General features: G+C 40.7%; 13 protein-coding genes. 9 read left to right on the top strand and 4 right to left on the bottom strand.

Annotation, left to right across the window (positions count from 1 at the left end; genetic code table 11):
* Nucleotides 1-189, top strand: a 189-nt coding sequence (locus ACR2F3_RS01335) for a hypothetical protein (RefSeq protein ID WP_432708182.1), incomplete at its 5' end; no start/stop codon positions are given.
* A gap of 19 nt (nucleotides 190-208) precedes the next feature.
* Here the strand turns inward: ACR2F3_RS01335 and pheT are convergent.
* From pheT to rpsT, 3 genes are all read right to left on the bottom strand, one after another.
* Nucleotides 209-2,605, bottom strand: a complete 2,397-nt coding sequence (pheT, locus tag ACR2F3_RS01330) for a phenylalanine--tRNA ligase subunit beta (protein ID WP_432708181.1) — start codon at nucleotides 2,603-2,605, stop codon at nucleotides 209-211.
* 37 nt (nucleotides 2,606-2,642) lie between these two features.
* Nucleotides 2,643-3,341, bottom strand: coding sequence for a RadC family protein (radC, locus tag ACR2F3_RS01325; protein WP_432708180.1), 699 nt, complete (start codon nucleotides 3,339-3,341; stop codon nucleotides 2,643-2,645).
* A gap of 61 nt (nucleotides 3,342-3,402) precedes the next feature.
* Nucleotides 3,403-3,657 carry a 30S ribosomal protein S20 gene (rpsT, locus tag ACR2F3_RS01320; protein ID WP_196859889.1) on the bottom strand — a complete coding sequence of 85 codons (255 nt, stop codon included), beginning with the start codon at nucleotides 3,655-3,657 and terminating at the stop codon, nucleotides 3,403-3,405.
* 589 nt (nucleotides 3,658-4,246) lie between these two features.
* On the opposite strand from rpsT, the gene purN reads away from it, so the two are divergent.
* The 7 genes from purN to rodA all read left to right on the top strand — a co-directional run bounded on the left by purN (nucleotide 4,247) and on the right by rodA (nucleotide 12,173).
* Nucleotides 4,247-4,825 (top strand): phosphoribosylglycinamide formyltransferase, encoded by a 579-nt coding sequence (purN, locus tag ACR2F3_RS01315; RefSeq protein ID WP_432708179.1) that lies wholly within the window; start codon nucleotides 4,247-4,249, stop codon nucleotides 4,823-4,825.
* A gap of 72 nt (nucleotides 4,826-4,897) precedes the next feature.
* Nucleotides 4,898-6,424, top strand: coding sequence for a bifunctional phosphoribosylaminoimidazolecarboxamide formyltransferase/IMP cyclohydrolase (purH, locus tag ACR2F3_RS01310; protein WP_432708178.1), 1,527 nt, complete (start codon nucleotides 4,898-4,900; stop codon nucleotides 6,422-6,424).
* A gap of 89 nt (nucleotides 6,425-6,513) precedes the next feature.
* Nucleotides 6,514-7,536 (top strand): rod shape-determining protein, encoded by a 1,023-nt coding sequence (locus tag ACR2F3_RS01305; protein WP_196859886.1) that lies wholly within the window; start codon nucleotides 6,514-6,516, stop codon nucleotides 7,534-7,536.
* A 68-nt stretch (nucleotides 7,537-7,604) separates the two neighbouring features.
* Nucleotides 7,605-8,441 carry a rod shape-determining protein MreC gene (gene mreC, locus ACR2F3_RS01300; RefSeq protein WP_432708177.1) on the top strand — a complete coding sequence of 279 codons (837 nt, stop codon included), beginning with the start codon at nucleotides 7,605-7,607 and terminating at the stop codon, nucleotides 8,439-8,441.
* On the top strand, nucleotides 8,434-8,949 hold the full coding sequence (locus ACR2F3_RS01295) for a rod shape-determining protein MreD (RefSeq protein WP_432708176.1): 516 nt from the start codon (nucleotides 8,434-8,436) through the stop codon (nucleotides 8,947-8,949). The genes mreC and ACR2F3_RS01295 overlap by 8 nt, the downstream gene beginning before the upstream one ends.
* Nucleotides 8,949-10,907, top strand: a complete 1,959-nt coding sequence (gene mrdA / locus ACR2F3_RS01290; RefSeq protein WP_432708175.1) for a penicillin-binding protein 2 — start codon at nucleotides 8,949-8,951, stop codon at nucleotides 10,905-10,907. The genes ACR2F3_RS01295 and mrdA overlap by 1 nt, the downstream gene beginning before the upstream one ends.
* Nucleotides 10,908-12,173 (top strand): rod shape-determining protein RodA, encoded by a 1,266-nt coding sequence (gene rodA, locus ACR2F3_RS01285; protein WP_432708174.1) that lies wholly within the window; start codon nucleotides 10,908-10,910, stop codon nucleotides 12,171-12,173.
* On the opposite strand, the gene ACR2F3_RS01280 is transcribed toward rodA, so the two are convergent.
* Nucleotides 12,166-13,044, bottom strand: a complete 879-nt coding sequence (locus ACR2F3_RS01280) for a hypothetical protein (RefSeq protein ID WP_432708173.1) — start codon at nucleotides 13,042-13,044, stop codon at nucleotides 12,166-12,168. The genes rodA and ACR2F3_RS01280 overlap by 8 nt on opposite strands.
* Nucleotides 13,045-13,143: 99 nt before the next feature.
* Here ACR2F3_RS01280 and ACR2F3_RS01275 point away from each other — a divergent pair, with 99 nt between their 5' ends.
* Nucleotides 13,144-13,719, top strand: coding sequence for a thymidine kinase (locus ACR2F3_RS01275; RefSeq protein ID WP_432708172.1), 576 nt, complete (start codon nucleotides 13,144-13,146; stop codon nucleotides 13,717-13,719).
* Nucleotides 13,720-13,734: the final 15 nt, after the last annotated feature.

The raw sequence follows: 13,734 nt of genomic DNA, 5'->3' as shown, positions 1-13,734 counted from the left end.
ATTTTTCAGAAACACAGAGATCGGATCATTGTTGACGCCTATGAGACCGAGGATCAAGCCCGGAGCACCCATGAAGATCGTCACGGATATTCTGCTCTGAAACGAACTGCATGGGATCTGGAAGGATATCAGCACCAGTGCGCCGCAGCTGCAACCGAAGTCATGTTATTAAGCGTTAATTTTAATTAAGTCCAGAATAAAACAATTATTATCTGATTTCTGCTTTCGCTGTTTGCGCTAAGTTATATATAATCTTTTGCATAACCGCATCAATTTGCTTATCGGTTAAAGTTTGCGCTTCATCCTGTAGAGTAAAGCTTAATGCATAAGATTTTTTCCCCTCAGGCAGTTTATCACCCGTGTACACATCAAAAACCTGTATATTTTTGATCAGTTTCTTCTCTGTTTTAAAGACGATGGTCTTTAAACTCTCAAAAGTTACAGCCCTGTCTACCAATAGTGACAAATCTCTTCTCACTGCCGGGTATTTAGGAACCTCTTTGTTAACAATCTTATTTTTCTTCACCATATCGAGCAATAAAGCCCAGTCAAAATCGGCATAGAAAACATCTTTATCCACATCGGCTTTCTTTCTAGCCGCTATAGTGGCAGCACCATAACTCACCAATGTTTTATCGCCCCTGTAATACCTGATTCCATAAGCAAAATCTTCATTGCTGATTTCTTCACTTTGGTAAGTACTTAGGCCTAACCTACCAATCACCGCATCAACAGCTGCTTTAATGTTATAAAAACTTACCGGAACACTTTTCTGGTTCCATTGTTCGGTTTGGTTCATTCCTGATAAAATGATCAGTAAACGCGCACGTTCTATATACTTTTCATTAATAAGGTGGTAGGTTTTACCGAACTCATAAAACTTAATGTCTGGCTGTCGCCTGTTTTGGTTATATGCCACACTTTCTAAAGCCGGCATTAACAAATTCTGACGCATTACATTTAAGTCTGAACTTAAAGGGTTCAAAATTTTTACAGCCTCCTCTGGTTTCAGCGAGTAAGCTTCTTTAGTGAGCGAGTTGCACCATATTTCTAAATACCCATTGGCGGTTAACATATCAGCAATCACGTGCTGGGTTTGTTCCTTATCAGGTTTGGCCGTAAACGAAAGCGAAGCGTTTACCTTACTCGGAATCTCTACATTGTTATAACCATAAATACGTAATACCTCTTCGGTAATATCACATTCACGGGTAACATCAACTTTATAGGCTGGCACAGTTAAAAACAGTTTTCCATCGTTTTCGGAAACCACCTTAATACCCAGGGATTCAATAATTGCTTTTATCTCTGCTGCAGGAATGGCCACACCAATCAGCCTGGTGATGTTGTCATAACTTACTTCCACATCAAATGGCTTTACAGGATCAGGATAGATATCTGAAACTGATGAGCTAATTACCCCACCAGCCAGTTCCTGAATCAATAATGCCGCTCTTTTCAAAGCATACACTGTGATCTCCGGATCGGTACCCCTTTCGTAACGGAAAGAGGAATCGGTTTTTAAGCCGTGTCTTTTTGCTGTTTTACGAATAGAAACGGAATTGAAATAAGCGCTTTCTAAAAACACATTCGTGGTGGTTTCAGTAACACCTGAATTTTTACCACCATAAACACCCGCTATGGTCATGGCTTTTTCTGCGTCACAGATCATTAAATCTTCTGCGTTTAACTTCCGTTCCTGCCCATCAAGGGTTACAAACGGTGTTCCTTCAGCACATTTTTTTACCACAACTTGTTTGCCTTGTATCTGATCAGCATCAAAAGCATGTAATGGCTGACCCAAGTCATGCAATACATAATTGGTAATGTCTACAATATTATTAATCGGGCGAATGCCGATTACTTTTAGCTTATCTTGTAACCAGTCGGGCGAAGCCTTAACGGTAACACCGCTAATGCTTACACTGCTATAACGCGGACAAGCAGTGGTATCCTCAACCTTTACATCGATCACCAAGTCCTGATTTTGTGTCTGGAAAGCCGACACACCAGGCATTGTAACATTGGTACGGAAATAGGCCGCCAGATCGCGGGCCACGCCAAGGTGTGATGCTGCATCCGCACGATTCGGTGTTAAGCCAATTTCGTACAGGTAGTCGTCTTCCATTTTGAAATACTCCTTTGCTGCCATACCAATTTCGGTATCGTCAGGCAGCACCATGATGCCGTCATGAGAAACACCAAGACCAATTTCATCCTCAGCACAGATCATGCCTTCAGAAGCTTCACCTCTTATTTTACTCTTGTTTATTTTAAAAGGCTCCCCTTCGTTGGGATATACCGTAGTACCAACGGTAGCTACAACAACTTTTTGATCTGCAGCAACATTAGGTGCACCACAAACAATATTCAGTAACTCAGGTCGCCCTACGTCAACAGTAGTTACACGTAGTCGATCTGCATTTGGATGTTGTATACAAGTGACGACTTTACCAATAACAAGTCCTTCTAATCCTCCGGCTATGGGTTGCACCTTTTCAAGGCTTTCCACTTCTAGGCCGATATCAGTAAGAATTAAGGAAATTTCCTGAGGGGTTTTATCTGTTTGTATATATTGTTTGAGCCAGTTATAGGAGATCTTCATGTTATGTTATCAGTATAAAAGGCAAAGATATAAAATATCAAAGTAATCCCTCATCTGCAAAACTAAAGAATAGCTTATCCGCTATAATTAAGTGATCCAGCACCGGCATATCCATCATTTTTCCGGCATCTACCAAACGTTTGGTTACCTTAATATCTTCTGCGCTGGGTTTTAAATTTCCAGAAGGGTGGTTATGCGCAATAATCATGGCGGCCGCATTGTTATCCAGGGCACATTTAAAAATGATTTTAGGGTCGACCACTGTACCCGATTGCCCGCCCCTGCTGATCATGATTTTTGCTTTCACTAAATTGGCGCGGTTTAAAATTAAGACCCAGAATTCCTCATGGTTCAGGTCGGCCATCATCGGCGATAGCAAGTCATAGGCATCACGGGAGCCGGTTATCTTCAGCACTGGCGAAGAGGAACTCTCTTTTCTTCGCCTACCTAACTCGAGAGCGGCCACAATAGAGATGGCTTTCACCGATCCGATGCCTTTAAATTTAGCCAAATCGTTGATGGAGACTTTTCCTAATAAATCGAGGTTGTTTTCAGATGCCGCGAGAATTCGCTTACTGAGGTCTACCGCAGTTTCCTGCCGGTTGCCCGAACCAATAAGGATGGCAATCAGTTCGGCATCACTTAAATAGCGACGCCCGTGCTGCAACAGTTTCTCCCGTGGACGGTCGGCCTCTGCCCAATGCTTAATACCTATTTTTTGTTCATATGTAGCCATAGAAACAAAAAAACGGGATAAGCCAAAGCCTATCCCGTTTTACAATATTGTAAAGCTATATTTATTTTAAGCTATTAACAAACTTAGTTAGTTTCGACTTGTTGTTTGCTGCTTTATTCTTGTGAATAACATTTTTCTTAGCTAAACGATCTAACATGGAAATCACTTTTGGTAATAACTCTTGTCCTGTTTTTTGATCTTCAGCACCACGTAATCTTTTGATAAAAGTACGAGTTGTTTTTGCTTGGTATCTATTACGTAGACGCTTAGTTGCGTTTGCTCTAATTCTTTTTAAAGAAGATTTATGATTTGCCATTGTTCTTTAGCCTTTGATTTTTCTATATTTTTTCGGACTGCAAATATATAGCTTATGTTTTTAAAATGCAAAATGATATTATAAATAATTTCCATCTAGCAACTTAACACGACATATCGAACTAACGATTGGCATCCTTATCTCCACAAAGATACGCAGAATCTTCAGATATATTACGACTGTGTTTGAAAATAAAACAGGAACACAGCAGTACCAAGCTAACAAGGATCATCCAGCTGCACTGATTTTTATTGGCGATGCTCCTCACACCCCTGAAACTTTTGTGCAATTCTGGTAAGTCACCTTGTGATAATCTGTGAATACTTTTGCCAGTAAGCACGATAGTTAAGAAAAAATATAATGGGGGTTGGCAGCGACTAATCCTAAGTGAAGGTTCAAATCGATATGATTGCACAATGAGTCCAAGTATTTCATGGAAAACTCGCTTCCAACTTGGACTTAATACGGACTTAACACGGATGGAGGGATAGGCAATGTCGACTAACTGGTAGCAGATTGCTTGGTTTTTTAAGCATCCAAACTCGTCATTCTATATTTAAATGCTATTTTTGGAGGATAGACCATCGCTATGAAAAAACGTATTGCCATATTCGCCTCCGGGTCGGGATCTAATGCCCAGAAATTAATGGAACATTTTATGGACCGTACCGATGTGGAAATAGCCCTGGTACTGACCAACAATCCTGATGCCTTTGTACTACAACGTGCTGACAACTTCGAAATTCCCTCCCATGTTTTTACCCGTGATGAGTTTTACCATAGTGATTCGATCATCAATATGCTAAAAAACCTGGATATCGACCTGATTGTACTGGCCGGCTTTTTATGGCTAATCCCTAAAAATCTATTGGCCGCCTACCCCGGACGCATTATAAACATACACCCTGCCTTATTACCTAAATATGGAGGCAAAGGCATGTATGGCGATCATGTACATAATGCCATACTACAAGCTGGCGAGCCGGAGGGTGGTATTACCATCCATTATGTTGATGAAAACTACGATGAGGGCGAATACATCTATCAGGCGCGTTATAAAATCGATCCAACCGACAATCTGGAGCTGATTAAATTTAAAGGCCAGCAACTGGAGCATCAGCATTTTCCACGTGTGGTAGACAGTATTTTAAAGAAGATGAAAAAGTAGTGAATTTTATTCCATTCCTGCAAAAATTTATCGCTTAAAATTCTTATTTTTGCGGCTCAAAAATCACCTCTAATGAGTCAATCAATAAAGATCAAAAACGCTTTAATCTCAGTTTATTACAAAGATGGCCTAGAACCTCTTGTTCGCCTTTTAGCAGAACAGGGTGTACAATTATTCTCTACAGGCGGTACCGAACAGTTTATAAAAGACTTGAATTTACCGGTTACTGCAGTAGAAGACTTAACAGGTTATCCCTCTATTTTAGGCGGTCGTGTAAAAACTTTACATCCGAAAGTTTTCGGTGGTATCTTAAACCGCAGAAATTTACAGGAAGATAAAGCACAGATCGCGGAATACGAAATTCCTGAAATTGACCTGGTGATTGTTGACCTCTACCCTTTTGAAGAAACCGTAAAAGCGGGTGGTACAGAAGAAGAAATCATCGAAAAAATTGACATCGGTGGCATCTCCCTGATCAGGGCAGCAGCAAAAAACTTCAATGATGTGGTCATTATTGCTTCTAAAACGGACTATAGTACATTAGTTGAGCAATTAGCTTCACAAAATGGCGAAACGACCCTGGCACAACGTAAAGCTTATGCCAAAAAAGCTTTCCACACTTCTTCACATTACGACACCGCCATCTTTAACTACTTTAATCAGGAAGAACCTTTAGCGGTTTTCAAGCAAAGCATTACTGATGCAGAATCTTTGCGTTATGGCGAAAACCCGCACCAGCAAGGAACGTTTTACGGTAACCTGGATGACATGTTTACCAAATTAAACGGTAAAGCACTTTCTTATAACAATTTGGTTGATGTAGATGCTGCAGTTGCGTTGATCGATGAGTTCGACGAGCCAACGGTAGCGATATTAAAACATACCAATGCCTGTGGAATCGCTTCGAGAGAAACCATTTTAGAAGCCTGGATTGATGCTTTGGCTTGTGACCCGGTTTCAGCTTTCGGTGGTGTATTAATTGCCAACCGTGAAATTGATTTGGCAACCGCTACAGAAATCAACAAACTGTTTTTCGAAGTTCTGATTGCCCCTTCCTACGAACCTGCTGCAGTGGAACTGTTTAAAGCGAAAAAGAACAGGGTAATATTAGAACGTAAGGACGTTGAACTTAGCAAAAAACAATTTAAGACCTTACTTAACGGTGTAATTGAGCAGGATAAAGATTTAATTATCGAAGGTCCGGAGCAGATGACAACTGTGACAGAAAAACAACCTACGGCTGAGGAGTTAAATGACCTGTATTTCGCCAACAAAATCGTAAAACATACCAAATCCAACACCATCGTTTTTGTAAAGAATAACACCCTGTTAGCCAGTGGTGTAGGCCAGACTTCACGTGTTGATGCCTTAAAACAAGCGATTGTAAAAGCGGAAGCTTTTAACTTTAGTTTAAAGGGCGCAGTGATGGCTTCAGATGCTTTTTTCCCTTTCCCTGATTGTGTTGAAATAGCGGCTGATGCAGGAATTACTGCGGTATTACAACCAGGTGGCTCTATTAAAGATGCCGATTCTGTAAACATGGCAAACGATAAAGGGATTGCTATGGTAACAACAGGAATCAGACATTTCAAACACTAATTATAATTGTCGTCAAATACAATAAAAAGGTGTAGTTTTACATTAGTATAAGTACATATTATTTTTAAAAACATAATTTTCACCTATAAATGGGTTTATTTAACTGGTTCACGCAAGAGGTCGCCATCGATTTAGGCACCGCTAATACCCTAATTATACATAACGATAAAGTAGTAGTAGATGAGCCTTCTATCGTGGCTTTTGACAGACAAACCAATAAAATTATAGCGATAGGCAGGCAAGCCATGCAAATGGAAGGTAAAACCCACGATAATATTCGTACGGTAAGACCTTTGAAAGACGGCGTGATTGCTGATTTCAATGCTGCTGAAGCCATGATCAAAGGCATGATTCGCATGCTTAACGGAGGTAAGGGTTGGATGTTTCCTTCCCTGCGTATGGTGATCTGTATCCCATCGGGAATTACTGAAGTGGAGAAACGTGCGGTACGTGACTCGGCAGAGATTGCCGGTGCCAAAGAGGTGTACCTGATCCATGAACCGATGGCTGCTGCAGTAGGTATCGGAATTGACGTGGAAGAACCTATGGGTAACATGATTATCGATATTGGTGGTGGTACAACAGAGATTGCGGTTATCGCATTATCTGGTATTGTATGCGACCAGTCGATCCGCGTTGCGGGAGATAACTTCGACTCTGATATTGTAAACTACATTCGTCGCCAGCATAACATTATGATTGGTGACCGTACTGCAGAAAAAATAAAAATTGAAGTTGGTGCTGCCTTACCAGAATTACAGGATCCTCCGGGCGACTTTGCCGTACAGGGAAGAGACCTGATGACTGGGGTACCAAAACAGATCACAGTGTCGTACACAGAAATTGCACATTGCCTGGATAAGTCTATTTCAAAAATTGAAGAAGCTATCCTTAAAGCGCTTGAAATTACACCTCCGGAGTTATCTGCAGATATTTACCAGACAGGTATCTATTTAACTGGTGGTGGGGCATTATTACGTGGTCTGGATAAACGTGTGGCTGCGAAAACTAAGTTGCCTGTTCACGTAGCCGAAGATCCGCTAAGGGCGGTTGTTCGCGGTACAGGAATCGCGCTTAAAAATATTGGCGGATATAAATTCTTAATGCAATAAAGAAGTCAGTTTACAAGTTGTTTGTTTCCCATGCGAACAACTTGTAACCTTACTCCAATACTGAAACTATGCGTAACCTTTGGATATTTATTAACAGATACAACGCATTTTTCTTTCTCATTATTTTCCTGATCACAGGAATCGTTCTTACAGTTAGAAACAATGCTTACCAGCGGAGTGTAACCATTAACTCCACCAACCACCTGGTTGGAAATGCGTATGAGAAACTGAATGTTTTCAAAAATTACATGAATCTGGGACATGTAAATGACAGTCTGGCTTACGAAAATGCACAGCTGTATTCTCAGTTACTCAAGATGAGAAACATAGACAGTGCGAAAAATGTTACCGTAACGGATACACTAACAGAACAGCAGTATACCTATCTGGCTGCCAGGGTTATAAAAAACTCTATTACCTTAAGAAACAACATCATTACCATTAACAAAGGCATAGTAGATGGCATTAGGCCTGGTATGGCCGTTATTTCTCCTCAAAAAGGCGTAGTTGGTTTTGTACGCGATGTTTCTGAACACCTGGCTACCATACAATCGCTTTTACATAAAGACACTAAAATTAGTGTAAACATTAAAAAGAATAATGTCCTGGGTTCCTTGGTTTGGGGCGAAAAGAATTTTGATCATCAAAAAGCCTATATCAAAGATATCCCTAATCACTTTAAAATCAACTTAAAGGATACCGTGGTTACCTCTGGCTTCGGTTCTTTCCCTCCCGGTATTCCAGTAGGAAGAATAAGTAATACCGGTGTTGCTACCGGCGATAATTTCCTTACCATAGGCATCGACTTGTTCAACGACTTCAGTACGTTAAGTTATGTTTATGTTATTAAAGATAAATTTGCTGAGGAACAAAAATCTCTAGAATCCAAATTACCAAATGACTAGCAAATTAATACTAATCAATATAGTAAGGTGGTTTATCCTGTTATTTATTCAAATCATTCTATTAAGAAATTTGAGTTTTTATGGATTGGCTACACCTTTCCCTTATGTTTTATTTTTGTTACTGCTACCATTCGGTATACCTAACCTGTTGTTATACCTGATCGCATTCGGTACTGGTTTAACCTTAGATGCTTTTTACGACACCCTTGGTGTGCATGCCTCTGCCTGTGTAGCGCTGGCATTTGTGAGAATACAATTTATTTCCATTAGTGTGAATAGAGACAATTTTGATGAAACTGAGCCTACTTTGGGAAATATGGGCTTTAGATGGTTTTCTTTTTACTCGCTTTTGTGTATATTTTCACATCACTTGGTGCTCTTTCTTTTAGAGGCATTTAAACTAAAGGAGATCGGATATACATTGATGCGCTGTCTCTTGAGTGCGATATTAACCTGGTTGGTAATTTTATTAATTGAATTTATCTTCTATAAACGGAAACTACGTTAATGGACAATTTGTTTAACAGGAAATATACTATCCAGGGACTAATCCTGGCTATTTGCCTGATTCTTATTGGGAAGCTCTTTTACATGCAGGTGCTAAATGATAAGTACTTCCTGTTGTCTAATAGCAACGTACTGCGTAAAATTTATACCTTCCCGGCCAGGGGTGTCATCTATGACAGAAATGGCAAAGTATTGGTTCAAAATGAACCGGTGTATGACCTTATGATTATTCCAAATCAGGTTAAAGCTTTCGATACCCTTGACTTTTGCAATACCATTGGCATTGATATGCAGGGTTTTAAAAAACGTTATGACAAGGCTGTTGCCCAATCAAGATACCAGCCTTCTGCTTTTGAAAAGCAGTTATCTGTTCAAACCTATGCCGCTTTACAAGAAAAGCTATCTCGCTTCCCTGGCTTTCTGGTACAGGGCAGAACGGTTAGACATTATCCAGACAGTGTAGCAGGGCAATTTTTTGGGTATGTGAAAGAGGTATCAAAAAAAGACATTGAGGAAAGTGAAGGCTATTACCGTCCGGGCGATTATATAGGCAAATCGGGTATAGAACGCGCCTATAATGAGGCATTACGAGGTGAGCGTGGTGTAATTAATATGATGTACGATGCGCGTAATGTGCCACAGGGCAGTTACCTGGAAGGAAAGTTTGATACATTGGCCCGATCAGGGGAAAAAGTTATTTCATCGATTGATATGGAGATTCAGCGCCTTGGCGAAGAGCTCATGAAAAATAAGGTGGGTAGTATTGTTGCTATTGAACCAAAAACCGGTGAAGTGCTGGCATTTGTAAGCAGCCCCGGTTACGACCCCAATCGAATGGTAGGTCGTCAGCAGGGAAATAACTATATGGACATTTTTGGGCAGCCTAACCGCCCCTTCCTGGTGCGTCCTATTTCAGGTTATTATTCACCTGGTTCAGCCTTTAAGCCGTTAGACGCCTTAATTGGTCTTCAGGAAGGTGTAATAGACCCTAATACGACTTTCAATTGCCCGGGTGGTTACCGTGCGGGAAACCACTGGGTAAAATGTGAACACGTTGATGGTAACATCGCTTTACGGAAAGGCCTTGCCCGTTCCTGCAATACCTATGCTTGTTATGTTTTTGAGAAACTGCTTACCCAGAAAAAATATAAAAACCAGAAAATAGCCTACGACGAGTGGCAAAAAAAAGTGCGAAAATGGGGAATAGGTGAGAAGTTAGATATCGACATGCCATTTGAACGTAAGGGTACTATTTTTACAGCTGAAGACTACGATAAACGTTTTGGAAAATACTGGAGATATACTACCGTTATATCACTAAGTCTGGGCCAGGGTGAATTAAGTACCACCCCCTTACAAATGGCTAATATTATGGCAATTATAGCCAATAAGGGATACTACGTAAAGCCACACCTGATTAAAGCCATTGGTGAGAAAAAAACAATCGATAAGGAATACGTAGTGAAAAACTATGTGGGTATTGATGAGCGGCACTTCGACCCCGTAATTGACGGAATGGAAGACGCTGTGAATAGTCCTTGGGGTACAGCGTCCGCCTCTCGAATTTCTAATATTGTAATGGCTGGAAAAACAGGTACTGTGCAAAACCCTCATGGAAAGAACCATAGTGTATTCATCGGCTTTGCGCCACGGGATAATCCGAAAATAGCCATTGCGGTTATTGTAGAAAATGCCGGTTATGGAAGTGCTTATGCTGCACCGATTGCAAGCTTCATGACCGAGATGTACCTTAAACGGGCTATAGACCCTGCAAAACAAAAACAACTGGAATGGATTAAAGCACAAAATGTTTTACCTGAAATTCCGAAACCGAAAGGAAAGTGGCTTCCTAAAAAAGCAGATACCCTTAAAAAAGAAAGTGAGGCGCCCAAACTGAACAACGTTTTACCAGCTGCGCCAAACGATGTAACCATTACTACCGAAATAACAGGAAAATAGATGAACAATCAACAAGGCAACAGGTTTTTTTTTAACGTAGACTGGATTACAATCCTGCTCTACCTGGCCTTATGTAGCATTGGTTTTGTAAACATATACGCATCTATTTTTAACCCTGACCATGCAGATTTCTTCGATTTCAGCAGTAACTATGGTAAACAACTGATCTTTATAGTTACCGGATTGATTTTAGGTTTCTCTATTTTATTATTAGATGCAAAATTCTTCAGTGTTTTCTCCCCTATCATTTACGGAGTCACGATCCTGCTGCTCATCGTGGTATTGGTGGTTGGCCGAAAAGTGGCGGGTAACCAGGCCTGGATCCCCATTGGTAGTTTCAGGTTACAACCCTCGGAGTTTGCAAAATTTGGTACAGCATTGTTGCTGGCGCGTTATGTCAGTACGTTTTCTCCCAAGTTTAAGGACTTCAAATCTATTTTATTTGCGGCACTCATTGTAGCGGTTCCATTGTTATTGATTATGCTGCAGCCCGATGCAGGTTCTGCCCTGGTCTTTCTATCGTTTATGTTTCCCTTGTATAGAGAAGGGTTATCAGGTTATTTCCTGTTGATTTTTTTGGGCATGATCGTGCTATTCATTGCCTGTTTTCTACTGCCGATGTATGTGAATATTTTAGTTATCATTGCTGTAGGCACTTATGCCATGTACTTGAACAAACGGAAGCAAAAAATGATGTTTTCTATCGGATTGGCTACCATTATAGCTATCGGGTACTTGTTTATGGTTAAGCTAACCTATACCAAGGTCCTGGAGCCGCACCAACGCAGCAGGATTGAAATTATGCTTGGGCTGAAAACGGATCCAAAAGGTGCAGGATACAACGTGATTCAATCGCAGATTGCTATTGGATCCGGACAAGTTTTAGGGCGTGGTTTTTTATTGGGTACACAAACTAAATATGGTTATGTACCGGAGCAAAGTACTGACTTTATTTTCTCCACCATAGGTGAGGAATGGGGTTTTGTAGGCTGTACTATTTTAATTGGACTTTACTTATTTCTGTTGCTCCGCATTATTAATCTTGCCGAGCGGCAACGTTCCCAGTTTTCCAGGGTCTATGGCTATTGTGTGGCGAGTATTATCTTCTTCCACGTGTTCATCAATATTGGGATGACTATCGGTATCGTTCCGGTAATTGGTATCCCCCTTCCCTTTATCAGTTACGGGGGATCTTCGCTATGGAGCTTTACCGTGCTGTTGTTTATCTTTCTTAAGCTGGATTCGAACAGGATGGGCTTTATTTAGCCGGAAAACGTCTTCTTAATAATTGATAAAAACGGTCAACCGTAGCTTGTTTGCTACTCCAGTCGTTTTTAACCGCATAATTGTGTTGTAGAAATGCATCTGCCGATTTGAAATCAGGCATCTTGTTCAGCAGGTCGATAACCTCAGCATAGGCCAGGTTATAGCCATGAAATAAATCTTTCACAAACAGCAGTTTATCGTTCAGGCTGATGGCCTGCTTTAAATCTTTGATTTCTGATCCCGGGTGTTCTGCCCTATCACCAGACTTATTAGCCAGCATTTCATTTAGTGTAGGTTTTACCACAGGCTCCGGAATGAGAGTTTCTACTACAGGTTCTTCAGGAATTAATTCAACAACAGGTGCAGCTATTTCAGATTCTGGTTCGGGCGCTGGTATTGGTTCCGGTTGTGGCTCAGGTGCTATTACGGATATAACAAGAGGCTCTTGTGGTTTAACTTCCGCCTCAGATAATTCTGGAAGCGGTTTCACAGCATTCAACTGTTGCTTTTTCGCAATGATCTCCTGTTCTTCAGTGGTCAACGGCCGATTAAAGAGCTGATCAACCTGCTTCTCCTCAAATTCAAATTTATTTTCCACAGGTGTTACGCTTGCAATAACCTGAACATCATTTTCCTCCGGCGCTTGTACATGAGTGGTTTCTTGATGCAGGGGAATTGCTTTTATTTCCTGATGATTCAGTGTTTTCCGAACAATCTGAATATGATCGGTTAAAAAATTGGCATTAGATAACAATAGCTCTATTTCAAGTTCATTCAGGTTTTGCGGATGCTCAGCAATATACTGGTATTGTTCCTGAAGTTCTGAGATTATATGCCCGATTTTCTTAAATAGGTCTTCCTGGTTCATCATAGGTAATAACGGTAAATTTGCAGTTTATGTTGGTAACTTGGCATCCAAAAGTACGACTAAATTTCGATATTTGCCCGCTCTATAGTTTCAACAATCAGGATGTTATACAGCGAACAAAATTACAAAAGGGGTTTATATCATGGGAGTATTGAAGTCATTTGTGGCTCCATGTTCTCAGGAAAAACCGAAGAACTAATCAGAAGATTAAAAAGAGCTGAGATCGCTAAACTAAAGGTGGAGATCTTTAAGCCAACTACCGACATCAGGTACAATGAAACGGCTGTAGTTTCACACGACCACAATTTTATTCAGTCCAGCCCGGTTAACAACTCGGCAGAGATCCTTTTTTTGAATGCAGAAACGCAGGTGGTAGGCATCGATGAAGCACAATTTTTTGACGAAAACTTACCAGACATCTGCAACATCCTTGCCGCTAAAGGCATTAGAGTGATTGTTGCTGGTTTAGACATGGATTTTACGGGGAAACCTTTCGGACCTATGCCCGCATTAATGGCTATTGCAGAACTGGTAACAAAAGTAAATGCAGTATGCGTGTGTTGCGGCAGTCCGGCAATGTATTCCTTCCGTAAAGTAGCTGATGAGGCTACCATATTACTGGGTGAGAAGGAAAGTTATGAACCTCGCTGCCGTTACTGTTACAATTTAGTGGAATAAAGAACCTCTACAATC

It is taken from the genome of Pedobacter sp., from assembly GCF_045627485.1.
GTDB lineage: Bacteria > Bacteroidota > Bacteroidia > Sphingobacteriales > Sphingobacteriaceae > Pedobacter.
This window is presented reverse-complemented; position numbering and strand designations above follow the sequence as displayed.

What these genes read in the sequence shown, in the direction of transcription:
- pheT (WP_432708181.1), bottom strand. Translation starts at nt 2,605, where the DNA reads ATGAAGATCTCCTATAACTGGCTCAAACAATATATACAAACAGATAAA.
- radC (WP_432708180.1), bottom strand. Translation starts at nt 3,341, where the DNA reads ATGGCTACATATGAACAAAAAATAGGTATTAAGCATTGGGCAGAGGCC.
- rpsT (WP_196859889.1), bottom strand. Translation starts at nt 3,657, where the DNA reads ATGGCAAATCATAAATCTTCTTTAAAAAGAATTAGAGCAAACGCAACT.
- purN (WP_432708179.1), top strand. Translation starts at nt 4,247, where the DNA reads ATGAAAAAACGTATTGCCATATTCGCCTCCGGGTCGGGATCTAATGCC.
- purH (WP_432708178.1), top strand. Translation starts at nt 4,898, where the DNA reads ATGAGTCAATCAATAAAGATCAAAAACGCTTTAATCTCAGTTTATTAC.
- ACR2F3_RS01305 (WP_196859886.1), top strand. Translation starts at nt 6,514, where the DNA reads ATGGGTTTATTTAACTGGTTCACGCAAGAGGTCGCCATCGATTTAGGC.
- mreC (WP_432708177.1), top strand. Translation starts at nt 7,605, where the DNA reads ATGCGTAACCTTTGGATATTTATTAACAGATACAACGCATTTTTCTTT.
- ACR2F3_RS01295 (WP_432708176.1), top strand. Translation starts at nt 8,434, where the DNA reads ATGACTAGCAAATTAATACTAATCAATATAGTAAGGTGGTTTATCCTG.
- mrdA (WP_432708175.1), top strand. Translation starts at nt 8,949, where the DNA reads ATGGACAATTTGTTTAACAGGAAATATACTATCCAGGGACTAATCCTG.
- rodA (WP_432708174.1), top strand. Translation starts at nt 10,908, where the DNA reads ATGAACAATCAACAAGGCAACAGGTTTTTTTTTAACGTAGACTGGATT.
- ACR2F3_RS01280 (WP_432708173.1), bottom strand. Translation starts at nt 13,044, where the DNA reads ATGATGAACCAGGAAGACCTATTTAAGAAAATCGGGCATATAATCTCA.
- ACR2F3_RS01275 (WP_432708172.1), top strand. Translation starts at nt 13,144, where the DNA reads ATGTTATACAGCGAACAAAATTACAAAAGGGGTTTATATCATGGGAGT.